This is a genomic window from Pseudoflavonifractor phocaeensis (assembly GCF_038439875.1).
Classification (GTDB): Bacteria; Bacillota; Clostridia; order Oscillospirales; family Oscillospiraceae; genus Vermiculatibacterium.
Genome location: NZ_JBCDMT010000002.1, coordinates 262,737 through 281,790, shown reverse-complemented (window position 1 = coordinate 281,790; position 19,054 = coordinate 262,737). Strand labels below are relative to the sequence as shown.

At 62.1% G+C, this 19,054-nt stretch carries 18 protein-coding genes and 1 pseudogene; 10 read left to right on the top strand and 9 right to left on the bottom strand.

Annotated elements, in window-relative coordinates; genetic code table 11:
• Positions 1–151 precede the first annotated feature (151 nt).
• Both AAEU42_RS03400 and AAEU42_RS03395 read left to right on the top strand, forming a co-directional pair.
• On the top strand, positions 152–403 hold the full coding sequence (locus tag AAEU42_RS03400) for a glutaredoxin (RefSeq protein WP_342232124.1): 252 nt from the start codon (positions 152–154) through the stop codon (positions 401–403).
• Positions 404–867: 464 nt separating this feature from the next.
• Positions 868–1,293 (top strand): hypothetical protein, encoded by a 426-nt coding sequence (locus AAEU42_RS03395; RefSeq protein WP_342232123.1) that lies wholly within the window; start codon positions 868–870, stop codon positions 1,291–1,293.
• Positions 1,294–1,414: 121 nt separating this feature from the next.
• Here the strand turns inward: AAEU42_RS03395 and AAEU42_RS03390 are convergent, their stop codons facing one another.
• The 3 genes from AAEU42_RS03390 to yfbR are packed head-to-tail and all read right to left on the bottom strand — an operon-like array spanning position 1,415 to position 3,673.
• Entirely contained in the window at positions 1,415–2,773 is a 1,359-nt protein-coding gene (locus tag AAEU42_RS03390) for a PFL family protein (protein ID WP_342232350.1), read from the bottom strand.
• A gap of 17 nt (positions 2,774–2,790) precedes the next feature.
• A complete protein-coding gene (locus tag AAEU42_RS03385; RefSeq protein WP_342232122.1) occupies positions 2,791–3,060 on the bottom strand; it encodes an ACT domain-containing protein in 270 nt (89 codons plus the stop codon).
• A 34-nt stretch (positions 3,061–3,094) separates the two neighbouring features.
• Positions 3,095–3,673: a 5'-deoxynucleotidase gene (yfbR, locus tag AAEU42_RS03380; RefSeq protein ID WP_342232121.1), complete on the bottom strand. Its 579-nt coding sequence runs from the start codon at positions 3,671–3,673 to the stop codon at positions 3,095–3,097.
• Positions 3,674–3,770: 97 nt separating this feature from the next.
• Here yfbR and mtaB point away from each other — a divergent pair, with 97 nt between their 5' ends.
• The 7 genes from mtaB to pyk all read left to right on the top strand — a co-directional run bounded on the left by mtaB (position 3,771) and on the right by pyk (position 13,190).
• Positions 3,771–5,066, top strand: a complete 1,296-nt coding sequence (gene mtaB / locus AAEU42_RS03375) for a tRNA (N(6)-L-threonylcarbamoyladenosine(37)-C(2))-methylthiotransferase MtaB (RefSeq protein WP_342232120.1) — start codon at positions 3,771–3,773, stop codon at positions 5,064–5,066.
• A 708-nt stretch (positions 5,067–5,774) separates the two neighbouring features.
• Positions 5,775–6,149 (top strand): VOC family protein, encoded by a 375-nt coding sequence (locus AAEU42_RS03370; RefSeq protein ID WP_342232119.1) that lies wholly within the window; start codon positions 5,775–5,777, stop codon positions 6,147–6,149.
• Positions 6,149–7,216: an acyltransferase gene (locus AAEU42_RS03365; RefSeq protein WP_342232118.1), complete on the top strand. Its 1,068-nt coding sequence runs from the start codon at positions 6,149–6,151 to the stop codon at positions 7,214–7,216. Before AAEU42_RS03370 ends, AAEU42_RS03365 begins: the two co-directional genes overlap by 1 nt.
• Positions 7,217–7,290: 74 nt before the next feature.
• Positions 7,291–8,715 (top strand): MBOAT family O-acyltransferase, encoded by a 1,425-nt coding sequence (locus AAEU42_RS03360; protein ID WP_342232117.1) that lies wholly within the window; start codon positions 7,291–7,293, stop codon positions 8,713–8,715.
• A 301-nt stretch (positions 8,716–9,016) separates the two neighbouring features.
• The gene (locus AAEU42_RS03355; protein ID WP_342232116.1) at positions 9,017–10,396 is read left to right on the top strand and encodes an alginate O-acetyltransferase AlgX-related protein; all 1,380 of its coding nucleotides are present in this window, start codon (positions 9,017–9,019) and stop codon (positions 10,394–10,396) included.
• Complete coding sequence (locus AAEU42_RS03350) at positions 10,393–11,601, top strand: MFS transporter (RefSeq protein WP_342232115.1); 1,209 nt, start codon at positions 10,393–10,395, stop codon at positions 11,599–11,601. Before AAEU42_RS03355 ends, AAEU42_RS03350 begins: the two co-directional genes overlap by 4 nt.
• Positions 11,602–11,762: 161 nt before the next feature.
• On the top strand, positions 11,763–13,190 hold the full coding sequence (pyk, locus tag AAEU42_RS03345; protein ID WP_342232114.1) for a pyruvate kinase: 1,428 nt from the start codon (positions 11,763–11,765) through the stop codon (positions 13,188–13,190).
• 83 nt (positions 13,191–13,273) lie between these two features.
• Here pyk and AAEU42_RS03340 read toward each other — a convergent pair whose 3' ends face one another.
• From AAEU42_RS03340 to AAEU42_RS03320, 6 genes and pseudogenes are all read right to left on the bottom strand, one after another.
• Positions 13,274–15,280, bottom strand: coding sequence for an MATE family efflux transporter (locus AAEU42_RS03340; RefSeq protein WP_342232113.1), 2,007 nt, complete (start codon positions 15,278–15,280; stop codon positions 13,274–13,276).
• A 287-nt stretch (positions 15,281–15,567) separates the two neighbouring features.
• Positions 15,568–16,011 (bottom strand): S1 RNA-binding domain-containing protein, encoded by a 444-nt coding sequence (locus AAEU42_RS03335; RefSeq protein ID WP_342232112.1) that lies wholly within the window; start codon positions 16,009–16,011, stop codon positions 15,568–15,570.
• Positions 16,012–16,080: 69 nt separating this feature from the next.
• Positions 16,081–16,356: an FtsB family cell division protein gene (locus tag AAEU42_RS03330; RefSeq protein ID WP_342232111.1), complete on the bottom strand. Its 276-nt coding sequence runs from the start codon at positions 16,354–16,356 to the stop codon at positions 16,081–16,083.
• Between the two features lie 232 nt (positions 16,357–16,588).
• Positions 16,589–16,849, bottom strand: a pseudogene (gene yabQ / locus AAEU42_RS14555) (spore cortex biosynthesis protein YabQ); the annotation flags it as partial.
• Between the two features lies 1 nt (position 16,850).
• On the bottom strand, positions 16,851–17,132 hold the full coding sequence (gene yabP / locus AAEU42_RS03325) for a sporulation protein YabP (protein ID WP_342232110.1): 282 nt from the start codon (positions 17,130–17,132) through the stop codon (positions 16,851–16,853).
• A gap of 55 nt (positions 17,133–17,187) precedes the next feature.
• A complete protein-coding gene (locus tag AAEU42_RS03320; RefSeq protein WP_342232109.1) occupies positions 17,188–17,727 on the bottom strand; it encodes a biotin transporter BioY in 540 nt (179 codons plus the stop codon).
• 137 nt (positions 17,728–17,864) lie between these two features.
• Here AAEU42_RS03320 and AAEU42_RS03315 point away from each other — a divergent pair, with 137 nt between their 5' ends.
• Positions 17,865–18,845, top strand: coding sequence for a biotin--[acetyl-CoA-carboxylase] ligase (locus AAEU42_RS03315; protein ID WP_342232108.1), 981 nt, complete (start codon positions 17,865–17,867; stop codon positions 18,843–18,845).
• Positions 18,846–19,054 lie beyond the last annotated feature (209 nt).

Sequence of the window (19,054 nt, the reverse complement as noted above, 5' to 3'; positions counted from 1 at the left end):
CCTCCTATGTATAAGCTTGTCCTGATAAATTCCAGTATACACCATCGGCGGAAATTTTCATAGCCGTTTTTGGCGGATTTTAGCCTGTCCCGCACTTTACGGATTCCGGGCAAGTGTGATATGATGGGTCCAAAAAAGGAGGCCGCTCTTTATGAAATTACAGCTCTACGGCTCTCACCTGTGCAAGGACACCATCTACGCCATCACCGTTCTCACGGGCCGGGGCGTGGATTACGACTTCGTGGACATCAGCGGCGGCATGCCGAATTTGAAGGCCTTCCTCCGCATCCGGGACGGGCACCCCGAACTGTTTGACGCCGTCCGGGCGGCGGACAAGGTGGGCATCCCCTGCTTCGTCCGGCCGGACGGCGGCGTCACGCTGAAGCTGGAGGACGTGCTGTAAGAGGAAGCAACGGGCACGGTTCCACACAGCCCTCTCAGTCCGGCGAAGCCGGACACAAGGTGAAGTGGCCCCAAGGGTCAAGAGCGGGCACCTTGGGGTGGCTTCGGAAGGGAAACCCTTGGCAATAGGCTTCCCCTGGGGGAAGCTGGCGAGCGGAGCGAGACTGATGAGGGGAACTTATCGTTTCGCAAGGCCTTTCCCAAATCGTACCTTTCCCCTCATCCGTCAGCGGCTTTGCCGCTGCCACCTTCCCCCGAGGGGAAGGCTTAAGGCGGCGGATAGCCTCCCCTACGGGGTGAGACGGAATATGATATGGTTTTCCCATATGAGGTGGTATTGGGACATGCGAAACGCCAGCAGCTTGTATCTTTCCCTTCTTGCTTTGGACGAGGCAAATAGAGATTTCAAAGCGGAATAAGACAGTGAAACGATTCCCCTGTCTATGTGCGAAGGAGGCCCGCATCTTGAAAGACAATATCGTTATGGAGAAAATTTGGCAAGAAAGCGACCTGCTGGAACTGCGCATTATCTGCGGCTCCGAATATATTACCGCAAACCAAACATGCTACATCCAGTCCTCGGCGCTGGAAACAATACGCGGACAAATTGCGGAATATGTGGAGAATCCACATCAAAGCCGCAGTGTGGAATTCGGAGATAAGCACGGCAATCATACGCCCGCATTTTCAATGGACATTTTGGAAATCAGTGCGTCTGGACACGTAAAAATTGAGGTCGATATGGAAATAGAGGATAATGACACGCGAAAGCACAGATGCCTCTTTTACGTAAAAAGTGAGTTGGGCATGCTTGAGAGATTTGGAAAACGGCTCAAAAAGTTGATCCATAGGGATATTGGGAGTCAAGTAATCTTAAATGAGGTCGGCTAGCGGGCTAGGCGACCCTTCATTTTGTAAAGACAAGGGGGCGGTTCTCCCACTCGTCTCCCCCTGCCAATCCACAGTGTTAAAGACGCGGCGGGCCGAATGGCCCGCCGCGTCTTTTTCCTCTTTAGTTTTTCAAGCTCTGCATGGGCGCCGGGATACGGCCGCCCCGCCGCACGAAGGCGGCGCTGGACTCCGGGTGGACCGGCATCACCGGGGCGGAGCCGAACAGGCCGCCAAACTCCACCGAGTCCCCCACGCCCTTGCCGGGGGCGGGGATGAGGCGCACGGCGGTGGTCTTGGAGTTGACCATGCCGATGGCCGCCTCGTCGGCAATGATGGCGGAGAGGGTCTCGGCGCTGGTGTCCCCGGGGACGGCGATCATGTCCAGGCCCACGGAGCAAACGCAGGTCATGGCCTCCAGCTTCTCCAGGGTCAGCACTCCGGAGGCGGCCGCGGCGATCATGCCCTCGTCCTCGGACACCGGGATGAAGGCCCCGGACAGCCCCCCCACGTGGGAGGAGGCCATGACGCCCCCCTTTTTCACCGCGTCGTTCAAAAGGGCCAGGGCGGCGGTGGTGCCGTGGGTGCCGCAGACGGCCAGGCCCATCTCCTCCAGGATGCGGGCCACCGAGTCCCCCACGGCGGGGGTGGGGGCCAGGGACAGATCCACGATGCCGAAGGGCACCTCCAGCCGGCGGGAGGCCTCCTGGGCCACCAGCTGGCCCATTCGGGTGATGCGGAAGGCGGTTTTCTTGATGGTCTCGGCCACCTCGTCGAAGGGCCTGCCCTTCACGCTCTGAAGGGCGTGGTACACCACCCCGGGGCCGGAGACCCCCACGTTGATGACGCAGTCCCCCTCCCCCACGCCGTGGAAGGCCCCTGCCATGAAGGGATTGTCCTCCACTGCGTTGCAGAAGATGACCAGCTTGGAGCAGCCCGCCCCGCCGCTGGCGGCGGTCCGCTCCGCCAGCTCCTTGACCACGATGCCCAGCTTGGCCACGGCGTCCATGTTGATGCCCGCCTTGGTGGAGCCCACGTTCACCGAGGAGCAGACCCGCTCGGTGACCGACATGGCCTCCGGGATGGAGGAGATGAGGGTCTCGTCGGCGGGGGTGGCCCCCTTGTGGACCAGGGCGGAGAAGCCGCCGATGAAGTCCACCCCCACGGTCTTGGCCGCCTGGTCCATGGCCTGGGCGAAGGGGACGTAGTTGCCGGCCACGCTGGCGGCGGCCACCAGGGAGATGGGGGTCACCGACAGCCGCTTGTTGACGATGGGGATGCCGAACTCCTTCTCAATGGCCTCCCCCGTGGGCACAAGCCGCTCCGCCCGGCGGCAGAGCTTGTCGTAGATCTTCCGGCAGGCGGCCTTGGGATCGGGGTCGGCGCAGTCCAGCAGGGACACCCCCATGGTGATGGTGCGGATGTCCAAGTGCTGCTGGTCGATCATCTGGATGGTATCTAAAATCTCACTGGTATTGAACATAGCCATTTCTCAACACCTCAAATCCGATGCATGGCGTTGAAAATATCTTCCCGCTGGGCGTGGATCACCAGGCCTTGGGCCTTGCCCTCCTCCTCCAGCAGGGTGACCAGCTCGGCAAAGGGGACCTTGGCGCCGGCGGCGTCCACCAGCATGATCATGGTGAAGTACTCCTGCAGGATGGTCTGGCTGATGTCCAGCACGTTGACCCCCTGGCCGCTCAGCAGGGCGCAGACCCGGGCGATGATGCCCACCTGGTCCTTGCCGATGACGGTGACGATAGCTCTCATTCTCATTTCCTCCCTATGATGTTCCTTTGATTGCTTATTGCAGCTCATCCAGCGTCAGTGTAAAGCCGGGCAGAAATTCCTCCATAAAATACCGAAGGGCGGGCAGGTCGATGTCCTCCAGGGCGGCCCGGGTCTGGTCGGCGGCCTGGTTGAACTCGGCGTTCCCCGCCTTCTGCTCCTCCAGGCACTTCAGATGGGCCGAGAGCTTGTCGGCGGCCTTTACCACCCGCAGAAGCTCCGGCTCCAGCTCCTCCCGGACATAAGGGCCGAAGGCGGGCCGCAGCTCCTCCGGCAGCAGGGACAGGAGCTTGTCGGCAGCCACTGTCTCCACCGCCTTGTAGGCGTCCCGGATGGCGGGGTTGTCATATTTCACCGGCGTGGGCAGGTCTCCGGTCAGGATCTCCGGCGCGTCGTGGTAGAGGGCGGCGATGGCCGCCTGGCCGGGGTCCACCCGGGAGCCGAACTTCTCCTTCCCGATCACCGCCAGGGCGTGGGCCAGCACCGCCACCATGTGGGAGTGCTCCTGGATGTTCTCCGTGTGGGTATTGCGCATGAGCCCCCAGCGGTCGATGTACCGCATCCGGGCGATCAGGGCGAAAAAGTTATAGGGCATGGGGTCTCTCCTTCTCTGTACAACGGGGGTTTCATCCTGTATAATGAATATCTGATTATACACCATAACAAGACTGTTGTACAAGAGGACGATTTCCATGAAAGTAGCCATATACACCCTGGGCTGTAAGGTCAATCAGTACGAGACCCAGGCCATCGAGACCGAGCTGCGCCGTCGGGGCCACTCCCTCGCCCCCTTCGAGGGGCCCGCCGAAGCCTACATTATCAACACCTGCACCGTCACCGCCGTCAGCGACCACAAGTCCCGGCAGGCCATCCGCCGGTGCCGCAAGTGGAACCCCGCCGCCGTGGTGGGGGTGTGCGGTTGTTACGCCCAGACCGACCCCCAGGCCGTCTCCCAGCTGGGGGTGGACCTCATCGCCGGAACGGCGGGCCGCATGGGCTTCCTGGACGACCTGGAGCGGCTGGCGGAAGAGCGGGAGCCCCGGCCCATGGTCACCGTTGGAAACATTATGTCAACCAGAGAGTTTGAAGAGCTCCCCGCCGGGGGGCTGGAGGGCCGGACCCGGGCCATGCTAAAGGTGGAGGACGGCTGCGTCAATTTCTGCTCCTACTGCATCATCCCCTACGCCCGGGGGCCGGTGCGCTCCCTCCCCCTGGACCACGCCGCCGCCGAGGCCAGACGCCTGGCGGATTTGGGCTACAAGGAATTGGTGGTCACCGGCATCGAGATCTCCTCCTGGGGACAGGATTTGAAGGACGGCACGGGGCCCATCGACCTCATCGAGGCGGTCTGCGCCGCCGCCCCCGGCTGCCGGGTCCGGCTGGGGAGCCTGGAGCCCAGGACGGTCACCGAGGACTTCTGCCGCCGGGCATCCGGTTTACATAACCTTTGTCCCCACTTTCATCTCTCCATGCAGTCGGGCTGTGACGCCACCCTGAAGCGGATGAACCGCAAATACGACACCGCCCGGTATCTGGAGAGCGTGGAGCTGCTGCGCCGGTGGTTCGACCGCCCCGGCATCACCACCGACCTGATCGCGGGCTTCCCCGGGGAGACCGAGGAGGAGTTTGCCGCCACCCTGGACTTTCTCCGCCAATGCGCCTTTACCTCCATGCACATCTTTCCCTACTCCGTCCGCCCCGGCACCCCTGCCGCCGGGATGGAGGGCCAGGTGCCCAAGGCGGTCAAGGAGGAGCGGGCCCGCCGGGCCGCCGCTGTGGCGGAGGAGATGCGGGGGGACTATCTCCGGGGGTTCCTGGGGGAGACCTTGCCGGTGCTTTTTGAGGAGGAGAAAAACGGGCTTTGGCGGGGGCACGCGCCCAACTATGTGGAGGTGCGGGCGAGTGCCGGACATGATTTACATAATGTTGAGGCCGATGTCCACATTATGCATATAGATGGGGAAATACTTGTCGGAGAGTTGGCATAAAATAATTCCTGGTTGCACGTCGGGACGTGCGTGGTTCTGAAAGGCCATTCTTTTCTAGAAAAGAATGGCCTCTCAGACTCTCCAAGAAAAGTCTCTGGTGCAAACCTGCTCGCAGATTCCCTTTTTAGTAGAAGGTCTGCTGCCCGTTGATAGGGGGAAAAGCACGGGAGCGTCTGTGCGACCCGTGGTCCCTCTTGCACCGCTCGGCCGCTGATCTGTGCTTGACAAAAGGTTGGCCTTTCGCCTTCCCCTCGGGGGAAGGTGGCAGCCCAAAGGGCTGACGGATGAGGGGAACTGAGGAAAACACGAAAGGCTCTACTAAAGAGATAAGTCCCCCTCATCAGTCTGCTTCGCAGACAGCTTCCCCCAGGGGAAGCCTAAGACCTGCCGAACCCCGGTGCCGCTACGAAGTGCGGCCCCGGGGTTTTCTCACGCTCTTGTGGACAGCCTGGGGAGGTTTCCAAAGGAGGGGGGAACCGCAGTTTCCCCTCCTTTGGCCGTTGAGAGAGGGGGCCCCGGGGGAGAGAGAGTCGAAACTCTCTCCCCCGGGTGCTTTTCTGGGGGGTCTGGGGGGAGGTCTTTTCCAGAAAAGACCTCCCCCCAGGACTTCCCCCGCCTCCCGGAAGGCGGGGCCAACGCAAACTCTTGTCATCCCGCCCAAATCGTGATAAAATACATCAGAATTTCAAAGGAAAAGGAGCTATCTCCATGTTTTCTTTCAACCACTTTAATTTTAACGTCCTGGACCTGGAAAAATCCCTGGCCTTTTACCGGGACGCCCTGGGCCTCTATGCCGTCCGGGAGAAGAGCGGCGAGAACGACCTGGGCCCCTTTAAGCTGGTGTACCTGACCGATGGGGCCAGTGACTTCACCCTGGAGCTGACCTGGCTGTCCGGCCGCACCGAGCCCTACGACCTGGGCGAGGGAGAGTTCCACCTGGCCTTCACCGTCTCGGACATGGCCGCCGCCCACGCCAGGCACGAGGCCATGGGCTGCATCTGCTTTGAGAACAAGGCCATGGGCATCTACTTCATCGAGGACCCGGACGGCTACTGGATCGAGATCATCCCGGAAAAGAAGTAATGGCCCGGAAAATCGACGGACGTCTGGCCTACGCAGACCTGCTCCGGGCCTTCGCCACCCTGGCGGTGGTGGTCCTCCACCTGGCGGGGAGCCAGATGGGGGCGGTGGCGGTAAGCTCCTCGGCCTGGGGCGTGTTTAATCTCTACGACGGACTGGTACGCTGGTGTGTACCGGTTTTTGTCATGCTCTCAGGGATGTTCCTGCTGGACCCCAAGCGGGGGCTACCCCTGTCCAAGCTTCTCTTTCACAACGCCCTGCGCATCCTGGTCTGCCTGCTGTTCTGGGGGACGGTGTACGCCCTGGCGGAGTTCTGGGCTGCGGGGGACCTATCCATCCGCGCCCTCTGCGTGGCCGCCGCCTCCGTCCTGACGGGGAACACCCACTACCACCTGTGGTTCCTCTATATGATCCTGGGGCTCTATCTGGTCACCCCCGTCCTCCGGGCCTTTGTCCGGGGGGCTTCCCGGGGGGATTTCCACTGGTTCTTCCTGCTGGCCTTCCTCTTCGCCTCCCTCCTGCCCACCGCCTTCCGGCTCTGGCCCAACGCCACCCACATCGTCAAGATCTGGTACGACCGGCTGGCCGTCCAGACGGTGCTGGGCTACGTGGGCTTCTATGTGGCGGGGTATTATTTGAAGGAATACACCCTGGGCCGCCTGGCCGAGGCGGTCATCTACGTCCTGGGCGTCCTGGGGGCCGTGGCCACCGTGTGGGGCACCCGAGTCCTCTCCCTCCGCTCCGGCGGGCTGGACGACACCCTGTACGGCTACTTCTCCCCCAACGTGGTCTGCTTCGCCGTGGCGGTGGTGGTCCTCTTCCGCTACGTGCTGGGCGTCAGCGACGAGCGCTCCCGCCGGCAGCGCTTGGGGGGCGTGGCCCGAATCGCCTTCGGGGTCTATCTGGTCCACGACCTATTTTTGATGCTCCTGCGCCACTTCGGCGTCACCACCCTCTCTTTCGCCCCGGTGGCCTCGGTGCCGGTGCTGGCGGCTGGGGTCTTTCTCTGCTCCCTGGCCGTGGCCTGGCTCATCTCCAAGATCCCCTTTGTGGGCCGCTGGCTGACGTGACCTGCTTTCTCCTGAAAGAGAAAGCAGGCAAAGAGAACTATCATAGACTGCCACTTTGAAAAGGGGGTGCGCCCGTGCTTTTTTCCAGCTCCGTTTTTCTCTTCGCCTTTTTCCCCGCCGTGCTGGTGGGGTACTACGTCCTCTTCCGGGGGATGCGCCGGGCGCAGAACCTATTTCTGCTGGCGGCCTCCCTCTTCTTTTACGCCTGGGGAAAGCCCGCCTTCCTGCTGGTGATGCTTTTTTCCATCGGCATGAACTACGGCTTCGGCCGGTGGGTCCACGCCTGGAAGCGCCAGTGCCGTTATCTCACCACCCCCGTGGCCGTGGCGGTGGGGTGCAATCTGGCCCTCCTCTTTGTCTTTAAATACCTGATGTTCACAGTGGAGACCCTGAACGCCCTGGGCCTTGGGCTTCTGGTCCCCGTTATCGAGCTGCCCATCGGCATCTCCTTCTTTACCTTCCAGGCCCTCAGCTACGTGCTGGACGTGGCCTCCGGGAAAACGGAGGTCCAGCGGTCCCCCCTGAACCTGGGCCTCTACATCTCCTTCTTCCCCCAGCTTATCGCCGGGCCCATCGTGAAATACTCCACTGTGGCCCGCCAGATCGAGGGCCGCAGGGAGACTTGGGCGGACTTCTCCGCCGGGTGCTCCCGCTTTCTCGTGGGCCTGGGCAAAAAGGTGCTCATCGCCAACCAGATGGCGGTGGTGGCCGACCGGGTCTTTGCTATGGACCCCGCCGCCCTGGCCACCCCCCTGGCCTGGATCGGCTCCCTCTGCTACACCTTCCAGATATACTACGACTTCTCCGGCTATTCCGATATGGCCATCGGCCTTGGGAAGATGTTTGGCTTCCACTTCCTGGAGAACTTCGACCACCCCTACGCCGCCCGCTCCATCTCCGAGTTCTGGCGGCGGTGGCACATCTCCCTGTCCACCTGGTTCCGGGACTATGTGTACATCCCCCTGGGGGGCAACCGGGTGGAAAAGGGGAAGCACATCCGCAACCTCTTCGTGGTGTGGCTCCTCACCGGAATCTGGCACGGGGCCAACTGGACCTTCCTCCTGTGGGGACTTCTCTACTTCTGCCTGCTCTACATGGAAAAGTTCCACCGTCTGGGGGCGGGCTGGCCCTCCCTCCTGCGCCGGGGTTATACCCTGCTGGCGGTGAATTTCCTCTGGATGCTCTTCCGCTCCGACACCCTGGCCTATGCCGGGCAGTTTTTCCTGGTGATGCTGGGACTGGGCGGGACCGGGGGCTGGAACGGCACCTGTTCCCTCTACCTCCAGGAGAACGCCGTCATTCTGGCCTTCGCCCTCCTCTTTTCCGTCCCCTTCGCCCGGCGGCTGCGGGAGTGTCTGGAGACCTGGAGGCCCTGCGGGAAAGACCTCTCCCTCCTGTGGGACATGCTGTACGCCCTGGGCCTGACCGCCCTGGGCCTGCTGGCTGTGGCCAGCCTGGTGAAGGGCACCTACAACCCCTTCATCTACTTCCGCTTCTAAGGGCTTTTCCATTTCCACAGTTTCCCTCATCCGTCAGCCCTTCGGGCTGCCACCTTCCCCCAAGGGGAAGGCTTTCGGGCTTTGGCTTCCCCTGGGGGAAGCTGTCGAGCGAAGCGAGACTGATGAGGGGAACTTATCCTCTCGCAGAGCCTTTCCCATTTCCGCAGTTCCCCCCATCCATCAGCCCGACCGGCTGCCGCCTTCTCCCCGCAGGGCATGAGCTGTCTATAAGCGGCAAAGCCGCCAACGGACAACCCCACCCCCGAGGAAAAGGCTATTCTCCATCAAAGGAGGTGTCCCCATGTCCGCCCGCCGAAATACCCTTACCGCTGTCCTCTTTCTCGCCGGCCTCTTCACGGCAGTGGTCTTTCTCTGCCTGGGGATCCTCCCCCAGGCCCGCGGCTTCCTGGAAGCCGCGAAGCCGGGGCGCCTGAGCGCCCCGGAGTTCTCTAAAACGGAGCTGGCCCTGCCGGCTGCCCCGGCTCTGGCCCGCCCCCTGACCGTCCGGCCGGTGAAGAACCATCTGCCCACCCCCCTGCCCGATGTGGGGGAGGCGGTGGACCGATTCATCGACGGGGCGGAGCCCGCCATCAACGACCTGCTGGACCGGGAGCACGGGTTCATCCAGCTCTACGGCGGGGCTCAGCGGCTCATGCTCCGGCGGGTGGTGGAGGACCCGGAGCCCAAGTATACCGTGGTCAAGCTCACCGACCAGGTCCTCACCTTCGCCAACCTGGAGGCCCGGCAGGAGGACATGACCCGGCGCGCCGACGAAATGGCCGCCTTCGCCCGCCGGGCGGAGCGGGAATACCGCACGCCCCTGCTCTATATCCAGGCCCCCTCCAAGCTGGATATGGCCGCCCTTCCCGAGGGCATCCCGGACTACTCCGACGCAGAGGCCGACCAATTCCTGGCCGGCCTGGAGGCGGCGGGGGTGGACACCCTGGACCTGCGCCCCGTTTTCCGCTCCGCCGCGGAGAAGGACCCGGAGGCCCTGGGCCAGCTCTTCTTTCATACCGACCACCACTGGACCCCGGAGGGGGCCTTCCTGGGCTATCAGGCCATCTGTGAGGCCCTCCGCTCGGACTACGGCTTCCAGATCGACGACGCCCTCACCGATCCCGACAGCTTTGAGCGGTTCACCTTCGCCGGTCAATTCCTGGGCAGCCAGGGCAAGCGGGTGGGCACCCTCTACGCCGGGACCGACGACGTGGAGATCTGGTCCCCCAAATTCGACACCGACTTCACCTACACCGTCCCCCTGAGCGGGATCGAGCGGAAGGGCCCCTTCGCCGTGAGCCTCCTCTTCCCCGAACGGCTGGCCGAGACCGGGCTCTACGACACCAACCCCTATACCATCTACGCCGGGGACGACTATCTCCTCTCCCGGGCGCTGAACCACACCGATCCCGACGCCCCCCGTGTCCTGATCCTCCGGGACTCCTTCGGCTGCGCCCTCACCCCCTTCCTGGCCCTCACCACCGGGGAGCTGATGGCGGTGGATCCCCGGAACTTCAACGGGGACCAGGACGACATGATGGACTATATCGACTGGCTGGAACCTGACCTCATCATCGTGATGAACACCACCAGCTCCCTGCGGGTGGATGAGCTCTACCCCTATCTCCCGTCCGCCCGGGCCGCCGCCCTGGAGGCCAAAGCCGAGGAGGACAAGTCATGACCGTGGACGCCAAGCGGCTGGACCTGCAGTACATCGCCCTCCAGGCGGGCTTCTGGGCTATGTTCGCCGCCATCTGCGCCTATCAGGCCAGTCTGCTGCAAACCCGGGGCTTCACCAACAGCCAGATCGGCGTCCTCATTGCCGTGCGGTGCCTGGCAGGCATCTTCTTCCAGCCCCTCCTGGGGGGCTGGGCCGACCGCCACCCCCAGGTGCCCCTGAAACGGATCGTCAACCTCTCCCTGGCTTTCTCCCTGGCCGTGAGCCTCTTTTTCACCGCCCTGCCGGGGATGGGCTTTGCCCCTACGGCCCTGGTCTTTGTCATCCTGGGCGGCTTCGAGATCTCCGCCTACCCCCTCATGGACGCCATGGCGGTGCAGTTCATCCGGACCGGGGTCCCCATCCGGTACAGCCTGGGCCGGGGGGTGGGCTCCCTGGCCTACGCCGTGGCCTGTGTCTTTCTGGGCTTTCAGGCCGGACGTTTCGGGGTGGAATCCACCCTCCTCACCCACGCCGTTTTGATGGTGGTGGAGATGGCTCTGGTGGGAGTCTTCCCCGCCTGTCCCGTCCCCCCCGCCCCGGCGGGAGCGGGGGCAATCCATCCCCACTCCACCCGGGAGATTCTCACTTCCAATCCCCGGTTTTCCCTGATGCTCCTGGCCATCCTCCTGGGCCTCACCGGCGTGCTGCCCCTCTCGAACTTCCTCATCAACGTCCTCCAGGCCAAGGGGGGCGGGGAGGAGCAGCTGGGCCTGGCCCTCTTCCTCATGGCCTCCGCCGAGCTGCCCGGCTCCATCGTCTTTGCCAAGCTCCGGCGCCGGGGTGTGGGCAGCGACCGGCTGCTCCTTTTAAGCCTCGTGTTCAGCGCCCTCAAGGGCCTGGCCCTTCTGCTGGCCCCCTCGGTGGGCTTCATCCTTCTGGCCCAGCCCCTCCAAATGCTGGGCTACGGCATGTTCACCCCCGCCTCGGTCTACTTCGTCAGCGAGTCGGTGCCCGAGGCGGACCAGGTGAAGGGCCAGACCCTCATGATGGTGGCCTCCAACGGCCTGGGGGGCGTGCTGGGTAGCCTCCTGGCGGGCCGGACCCTGGACCTGGGCCAGGCCGCTGGGGCCGGGGCTTCCTGGATGCTTCTGGCCTGTGTCCTGTGCGGGACGGCCGGCACCCTTCTGGCCCTGCTGGCCATCCGCGGGGGCAGAAAAGCACCTTGAATCCTTTTTCCGATTTGTCATACAATTTGCGGCAAAACCACTACTTTTGGTGGTTTTGCCGCTTTTCATTTTTGATCGGATATAGTATGATAGGCCCGTATGTTGTGAAAAATAAAACAATCTGAACCAGAAATACCCGACGGAGGTAAAAGAGAATGAATATGAGAAAAACAAAGATCATCTGCACTCTGGGCCCTGCCGTGGACAGTGACGACATGCTGCGCAAGCTGATCCTCTCCGGCATGAACTGCGCCCGTTTCAACTTTTCCCATGGTACCCACGAAAGCCAGCTGGCCACCCTGACCCGCCTGAAGCGGGTGCGGGACGAGCTGGGCATCCCCGTGGCCGCCCTGATGGACACCAAGGGCCCCGAGATCCGCATTAAGACCTTTAAGGACGGCCCCATCTCCCTGGCCGAAGGGGACAGCTTCACCCTGACCACCCGGGAGGTGGAAGGGGACGGCAAGCAGGTCTCCGTCACCTACGCCAATCTCCATAACGAAGTGGACAAGGGCACCCGCATCCTCATCGACGACGGCCTGGTGGAGCTGCTGGTGGACGACATCAAGGGCCAGGACATCCACTGCACCGTCCAAAGCGGCGGCGGGCTGTCCAACAACAAGTCCATCAACATCCCCGACACCTCCATCCAGCTCCCCGCCCTCACCGACAAGGACCGGGAGGACCTGAAGTTCGCCGCCGAGAACGATTTCGACATCGTGGCCGCCTCCTTCATCCGCAAGGCCAGCGACATCATCGACATCCGGGAGGAGCTGGCCAAGTGGGGCGGCGAGGATATGCGCGTCATGGCCAAGATCGAGAACCGGGAGGGCGTGGACAACTTCGACGAGATCCTGGAGGTGGCCGACGCCATCATGGTGGCCCGGGGCGACCTGGGCGTGGAGATCCCCGCCCACGAGGTGCCCGTCATCCAGAAGGAGATGATCGGCAAGTGCATTGCCGCCGGCAAGGCCGTCATCACCGCCACCCAAATGCTGGACTCCATGATCCGCAACCCCCGCCCCACCCGGGCCGAGGTCAGCGACGTGGCCAACGCCGTGTTCGACGGCACCTCCTGCGTCATGCTCTCCGGCGAGACCGCCTCCGGCAAGTATCCCATTGAGGCTCTGGAGACCATGGTGGACACCGTGGTGGCCGCCGAGGGGGCCACCAACTACTGGGGCCGGTTCCTCCGGAAGTACGACTTCCTGTCCGACCTGCCCCACTCCATCAATCAGGCCATCAGCCACACCTGCTGCATGACCGCCATGGACCTGGACGCCACCGCCATCCTGGCCGCCACCACCTCTGGCCACACCGCCCGGGCCATTTCCCGTTTCAAGCCCGCCTGCCCCATCATCGCCCTGACCACCACCGAGAAGGTGCGCCGTCAGCTGGCCATCACCTGGGGCGTGCACCCCTTCCTCTACGGCTCTGTGGACTCCACCGACCGGCTGTTTGCCCTGTGCGTAGAGAGCGCCAGGAAAGAGGGCGTCATCAAGGAGGGGGACACCGTGGTCATCACCGCCGGCGTGCCCATGAACGAGCGGGGAACCACCAACCTCATCAAGGCCCAGGTCGTGGGTTGAGCCTTTCTTCCATCAAAACAGCGCCGTGGAACGAGTTCCACGGCGCTGTTTTGATGTGCAGGGACTGAGGAGACAATATGAAATCACTTCAACAGCTTGATATAATTAAAAATTACGCTGGCGGCGGCATCTGCGCCGCAGGAACTGTCGATGCAGAGATGGTAGCTGTGCGGATCACCCCACATCCCACCGGAAATGTTGTGATAGTATGCAGCGCGGGCCGCGTCTGAACGAGCAATGCTCTTCCGCCCCGCCTCTTCCGTATCGCCGTACATCTCCATCACCTTCTTGATGCGGTATTCTTTGGGGGCGTAGATAAATACGCGAACCACATCCGGATAGTCGCTCAGGACATGATCGGCGGCGCGTCCTACGATGACGCAAGAGCCGCTCTCGGCAATTTTGCGTATGATCTGCTCCTGGGCGACGATTGCCTGCTGCACGACGCTTGTACTGAGATACAGAGAACGCAGCAGCTCCGGGGCGTTCTCGTTGAGGTCTGAAACAAATTGCCGGTCCAGGCCGCTCTCCTGCGCGGCCAGGGCGGTCATCTCCTTGTAGTAACAGGCTACCCCCATCCGCTGTGCCACGAGCTGAGCGATCCGCTTGCCGCAGGAACCGTGTTCTCTGGCGATGGTAACGATAACGCCAGGATGTGACGGGCGGATGACCACATTTTCCGTGGTCTGTTCGGATTCTTTTCCCGCCCCCATCATTCTGAAATAGCGCACAGTTAAACAAACGGCGACGACCATGCCGATAATGTCCGCGGCAGGTGCGGCAAACAAGAGCCCATTGATGCCACTACCGGCTTCATTCTGTTCAAAAACCGAGGGGAGCAGAATCACCAGCGGGACAAAACAAATAATATCACGGGTCAGGGAGGCAATGACCGCCATGACCGGCTTGCCCACAGCCTGAAAGAAGATGGAGGACATTTTGATAAAACAAGTAAAGGTGACGAGGGACAGGAACACCCGGAAGGTACACTGGGCGTACTCCAGGTAAAGCGCATCGCTCCCGGAACCGAAAATGTTGATGATGGCCTGCGGACAAAGCTCGAAAATCAGAGTGGACACGATGCCCACTGCAAGCGTCGCCGTCAGGACCGCGCGGTAAGTCTCCCGCACACGATGATACTTCTTCGCTCCGAAGTTATAGCCCAGAATCGGCTGTCCGCCCAGGACAATGCCGACGACGATGTTGATAACGATGGTAAACACCTTTGTCTCAATACTGATGACCGAGATGGGAATATCCTGCCCGTAGACCGACAACGCGCCATATTTGGCGAGCATAATGTTGCAGACCAGAGAAATGACCACAATGGACATCTGCGTGATGAAGGAGGACGCCCCCAGTTTTAGGGCGTTGCTGAAAATCTTGAAATGCGGCACAAAACTCTTTCTCGTCAGGCGAAAGCTCTTTGTTCTGAAAAAGTACAGCGCGCTGACGAGGAAAGACGCCGTTTGTCCAATGACTGTGGCCCAGGCCGCGCCGGCGATACCCCAGTTCAAAACAAAGATAAACACCGGGTCGAGAATGATGTTTAGAACGGCCCCGAGGGACATGGACGCCATGGAGACCCCCGGACTTCCGTCCGCCCGGATGACGGCGTTCATCATATTCATCAGCATAAAGGCCGGAAAAAAACAGAGTACGATGGTGAAGTATTCCACTGCCATGCCGATGGTCTGGTCTGAGGCCCCAAACAGCCGCAGAAGTGGCTCCCTCCACACAGCGCAGAGCGCCAGCATGACGATACTGAGGATCAGCGTGACCGTGATGCCAGTGCCAATGCAGCGATGGGAATTTTGGGTATCCCCTTTGCCCTGGCAAATGCTGAGGTAGGCGGCGCTGCCGTCGCCGATACACCAGGCAAAGGCCTGGGCAATGATGAGGATGGGAAAGACGATGCCTGTGGCTGCGTTGCCCAAATACCCCAGTGCGCTGTTGCCCACAAAAATTTGGTCCACGATGTTGTAGAGTGCGCTGATAAGCAGCGAGAGGATGCAGGGGATCGAAAATTTTACCAGCAGCTTTGAGATCTTCTCCTCGCCAAGCATCCGGTTTTGATTGGTTTGCTCCATGATCTTCCTCCTAATAACAAATAGATGATTTGGAGTCTTTATCAGAGAAAAGCTGCCTAAAAACTACGAAGGGCAAAAAAAGCGCGTAGAATCCGTTCGGAATTCTACGCGCTTAGCTGTCCAACTTAATCAAGATAACATATTTTTTCCGAAAAAGTCAAGACTGGTTTTCATAAAAATTGCGACACTGCACCAGGATTTTTAAGTTCAAATGTTCTTTAAAACGAATAGCGCAAAGATTATAAAGGAGCCCCCGGCGGATCACTCCGCCGGGGGCTTTTATGATCTTATTTCCGTCCGCCTCTGCGGCTGCCCTTGCGTTCGCTCATCTTCATCTCGGACAGCTTGCTGTCCGAGGCGGTCATGAACTGCTTGAGCTTATCCTCAAAGGTGGCGGGCTCGGCCGGCTTGCGCTGGCCGGTAAAGCCCATGGGCCGGCCGCCGCCGGGACGGCCGCCGCCCTGGCGGGGGGGACCGCCCGCCGGACGCGGGGGAGGATCCTGTGCCTTTTTGATGGAGAGGTTGATGCGGCCACTGTCGTCGATGCCGATGACCTTGACCTTGACCTCCTGCCCTTCCTGTAAGTAGTCCTTCACATCGTTCACGTAGGTGTACGCGATCTCAGAGATATGGACCAGACCGGACTTTCCCTCGGGCAGAGAGACGAACGCGCCGAACTTTGTGATGCCAGTGACCTTGCCCTCTACAACAGAACCTACACCAAACTCCATACTGACAGATATATCCTCCTTTAAATTTTGGGACAGCGCTCTGGGCTTCTCGACGAACTGGGCAAACCCTCAATCGGTGAAAATGATGACCTTTTCGCCCGGCGCCGCCAGCCCCAGCTTATCCCGGGCGATGTCTGCCTGCCGCGCGGGATCGTCGCTGTTGTCCACGGCGTCCTTCAGATCGGCGTTGACCTGGGTCTGCTCCGCCACCTGGGCCTCCAGCCGCGCCTTCTCGCTCTGGGCCGCCGTGATCTGCACCCGCATCCTCAGAAGGCACACCGACGCCGCGATGAGCAGGGCCAGCACGACGATCTTTGTGAGGAATCCCGCCTTTTTGACTTTCATGACCGCCTGCGCCTCCCTTGCCGGGGCCTCTCTGCCGGGCCATCCGGTCCATTTCACCTATGGTAGCCCTTATTTTATACCATTTCCAGCGATAATGGAAGGCCTTTTTCGCTTTTGACCAAAATTTTTTGCCCAAATCTCCCGCTAATTTCAAGGGAAGAAGGCACATTTTCCCCAAAAAGGACAAAAGATCCGCAAGGCGATAACCCAGGCGGAGAAAAAACCGGCTGAGGAGGAGGAAGTAGCCCGCCGCCCCGGCCAGGACCCCCATCACCAGGTAGATCCGCACCTCCCCATCCCCCGCCGCCACGGCGTAGACGAAGAGGGCGGCGGTCACCGTCAGCCAGAACACCAGGTCCAGGACGGCCCCCAGCGCCTTCCAGGGAAGGCGGACCCGGAGGACCCGGAACAGGTCGTACAGCAGCCCCACCCCCGCCCCCAGGGCCAGGGCCCCCAGAAAGGCTAGGGCCTGGCCGGTGACAGAGACCTCCATGTCAGCGCAGCAGCCGGGAGAAGAAGCCGCCCTTTTCCCGGCGGTCGTCCTCATAGGTCAGGGATTCCACGCTCCCCTCCACCTTCAGGTCTCCCCCGTCCAGGCTCAGTTTTTCGATGTGCAGCTCCTCCCCCCGGACCACCAGGGTGCCCTGGGCGGTGTTCATGACGATGGTGTTCTCGTCAAAGCTCTCCACATCTTCCACTCCGGACACCGTCAGGCGCCCCCGGTCTTCCAGGATCAAATGGTGGGCCGCTTCCGGCCGCAGCTCCTCATAGGGCATGGTACCCCCGCCTTTCCACGATCAGATACCACACTATATGGGACAGGGCGTTGGGTTATGCCCGTTTCACCGCCCGGCAGAGGGCCGGGGCCACCGCCGCCGTGGCGGCGATCTTCAGCCCGTCGCCGGGGAGGTAGACCAGCATCCCCGTCCGCACCACCGTCCACACCGGTACCCCCTTGCCCAGATAGACGTTGAGGATGAGCCCCATATAGGGCAGCCCCACCAGGTAGAGGACCCCCAGCCCCGCCAGGCAGGCGGGCACCACCCGGTGCCTCTCCCCCCGCTCCCCCGCCAGCGCGCCGATGACGGCGGCGGCGGGGATCAGCCCCAGGAGAAAGCCGAAGCTGGGCTGGAGCAGGTAGCCCACCCCGCCCCCCTGGGTGAAAATGGGCAGGCCCACCAGCCCCAGGGCCACATAGACCCCCTGGGAGACCGCCCCCCACTTGGCTCCCAAGGTCACCCCCGCCAGGGCGGTAAATAGAAACTGAAGGGTGAGGGACAAGGCCCCCAGGGGAATGCGGAGAAAGGCCCCCACCGCCGTCAGAGCGGTAAACAGGGCCGCCAGGGCCAGGGAGTGGGTCTGATTTCTCATATTGTAAACCTCTTTTTTATTTTAGTTTACAAGCAGGATAGCATATTTCAGAACTATTGTAAACTGTTTTTCGCTTTCTGTTGACAAGTTTACCCCTTTGGCGGTAGACTGGACCTACGAAAAAGGAGGTCCTGACCATGCTGAAAGACGAGACCCTGGGCCTGCTGCGGCAGGCCCAGGCCCCCCTGTCCGGGGAGGCCATGAGCCGCGCCCTGGGAGTGAGCCGGGCGGCGGTGTGGAAGGCGGTCACCGCCCTGCGCTCCGAGGGCTACACCATCGACGCCCTCCCCGGCAGGGGCTACCGCCTCTCCGCCTCCCCCGACCTCCTCTCCCCCGGAGAGCTGGTCCGCCCCGGACGGCGGGTGGGCGGGCAGGTGGTCTATCTGGACCGGGTGGACTCCACCAACGACGAGTGCCGGCGCCGGGCGGCCACCGGGGCCCCCGACGGGCTGGTGGTCATCGCCGGGGAGCAGACCGGGGGTAAGGGCCGCCGGGGGCGGAGCTTTCAGTCCTTGCCCGGAAAGGGGCTCTACCTCTCCCTCCTCCTCCGGCCCGACGTGCCCTTGGAGGAGGTGAGCCAGCTCACCGCCTGGACGGCGGTGGCGGTCTGCCGGGCCGTGGAGGGGCTCACCGGCCTCTCCTGCTCCATCAAATGGACCAACGACATCCTACTGGAGGGCAGAAAGCTGTGCGGCATCCTCACCGAGCTGGGCATCGAGGGGGAGACCGGGGCCCTGGACTATGTAGTGGCGGGCATGGGGATCAACGTGAGCCAGACGGCGGAGGACTTCGGGGAGCTGGCCGGGGTGGCTGTCTCCCTGGGCCAGTGCCTTCCCGCCCCGCCCCGGCGGGCCCAGGTGGCTGGGGCCCTTCTGGAGGAACTGGACCGGCTGGCCGGCCGGTTCCCCGCCGCCAGGGCGGACTATCTGGCCGAGTACCGCCGCCGGTGCGCCACCGTGGGAAAAGAGGTGCGCATCCTCCGGCCGTCGGGGGAAGTCCGGGCCACCGCCCTGGCCGTGGACGACGACTTCTCCCTCCGGGTGCGGCGGGAGGACGGGACCGAGGAGACCGTCACCGCCGGGGAGGTCTCCGTCCGGGGTCTGCTGGGGTACGTGTGAGCCCGGCCAAAAAGGCCTTTCGCCCCCCATAGGCCAACTGCGCCAAACGATGCTTGGCCCCCTTTTGGAACGGGCATATTAGTCCGGATCGGGCCCCACAGCGCCGCCGAGGCAAATTTTGGATTGACAAATCCCGCCCAACCGTTATAATGGGACAGTACAGGTGTCATGACACCTGTACTGTCCCATTGATTTTACAAGGAAACGGG

Bases quoted from the DNA above. Each gene is read 5' to 3' on its own strand.
- AAEU42_RS03390 (WP_342232350.1), bottom strand. From the start codon at position 2,773: ATGTTCAATACCAGTGAGATTTTAGATACCATCCAGATGATCGACCAG.
- AAEU42_RS03355 (WP_342232116.1), top strand. From the start codon at position 9,017: ATGTCCGCCCGCCGAAATACCCTTACCGCTGTCCTCTTTCTCGCCGGC.
- AAEU42_RS03385 (WP_342232122.1), bottom strand. From the start codon at position 3,060: ATGAGAGCTATCGTCACCGTCATCGGCAAGGACCAGGTGGGCATCATC.
- AAEU42_RS03330 (WP_342232111.1), bottom strand. From the start codon at position 16,356: ATGAAAGTCAAAAAGGCGGGATTCCTCACAAAGATCGTCGTGCTGGCC.
- AAEU42_RS03315 (WP_342232108.1), top strand. From the start codon at position 17,865: ATGCTGAAAGACGAGACCCTGGGCCTGCTGCGGCAGGCCCAGGCCCCC.
- AAEU42_RS03400 (WP_342232124.1), top strand. From the start codon at position 152: ATGAAATTACAGCTCTACGGCTCTCACCTGTGCAAGGACACCATCTAC.
- pyk (WP_342232114.1), top strand. From the start codon at position 11,763: ATGAGAAAAACAAAGATCATCTGCACTCTGGGCCCTGCCGTGGACAGT.
- yabP (WP_342232110.1), bottom strand. From the start codon at position 17,132: ATGCCCTATGAGGAGCTGCGGCCGGAAGCGGCCCACCATTTGATCCTG.
- AAEU42_RS03370 (WP_342232119.1), top strand. From the start codon at position 5,775: ATGTTTTCTTTCAACCACTTTAATTTTAACGTCCTGGACCTGGAAAAA.
- AAEU42_RS03340 (WP_342232113.1), bottom strand. From the start codon at position 15,280: ATGGAGCAAACCAATCAAAACCGGATGCTTGGCGAGGAGAAGATCTCA.
- yfbR (WP_342232121.1), bottom strand. From the start codon at position 3,673: ATGCCCTATAACTTTTTCGCCCTGATCGCCCGGATGCGGTACATCGAC.
- AAEU42_RS03365 (WP_342232118.1), top strand. From the start codon at position 6,149: ATGGCCCGGAAAATCGACGGACGTCTGGCCTACGCAGACCTGCTCCGG.
- AAEU42_RS03320 (WP_342232109.1), bottom strand. From the start codon at position 17,727: ATGAGAAATCAGACCCACTCCCTGGCCCTGGCGGCCCTGTTTACCGCT.
- AAEU42_RS03350 (WP_342232115.1), top strand. From the start codon at position 10,393: ATGACCGTGGACGCCAAGCGGCTGGACCTGCAGTACATCGCCCTCCAG.
- AAEU42_RS03335 (WP_342232112.1), bottom strand. From the start codon at position 16,011: ATGGAGTTTGGTGTAGGTTCTGTTGTAGAGGGCAAGGTCACTGGCATC.
- mtaB (WP_342232120.1), top strand. From the start codon at position 3,771: ATGAAAGTAGCCATATACACCCTGGGCTGTAAGGTCAATCAGTACGAG.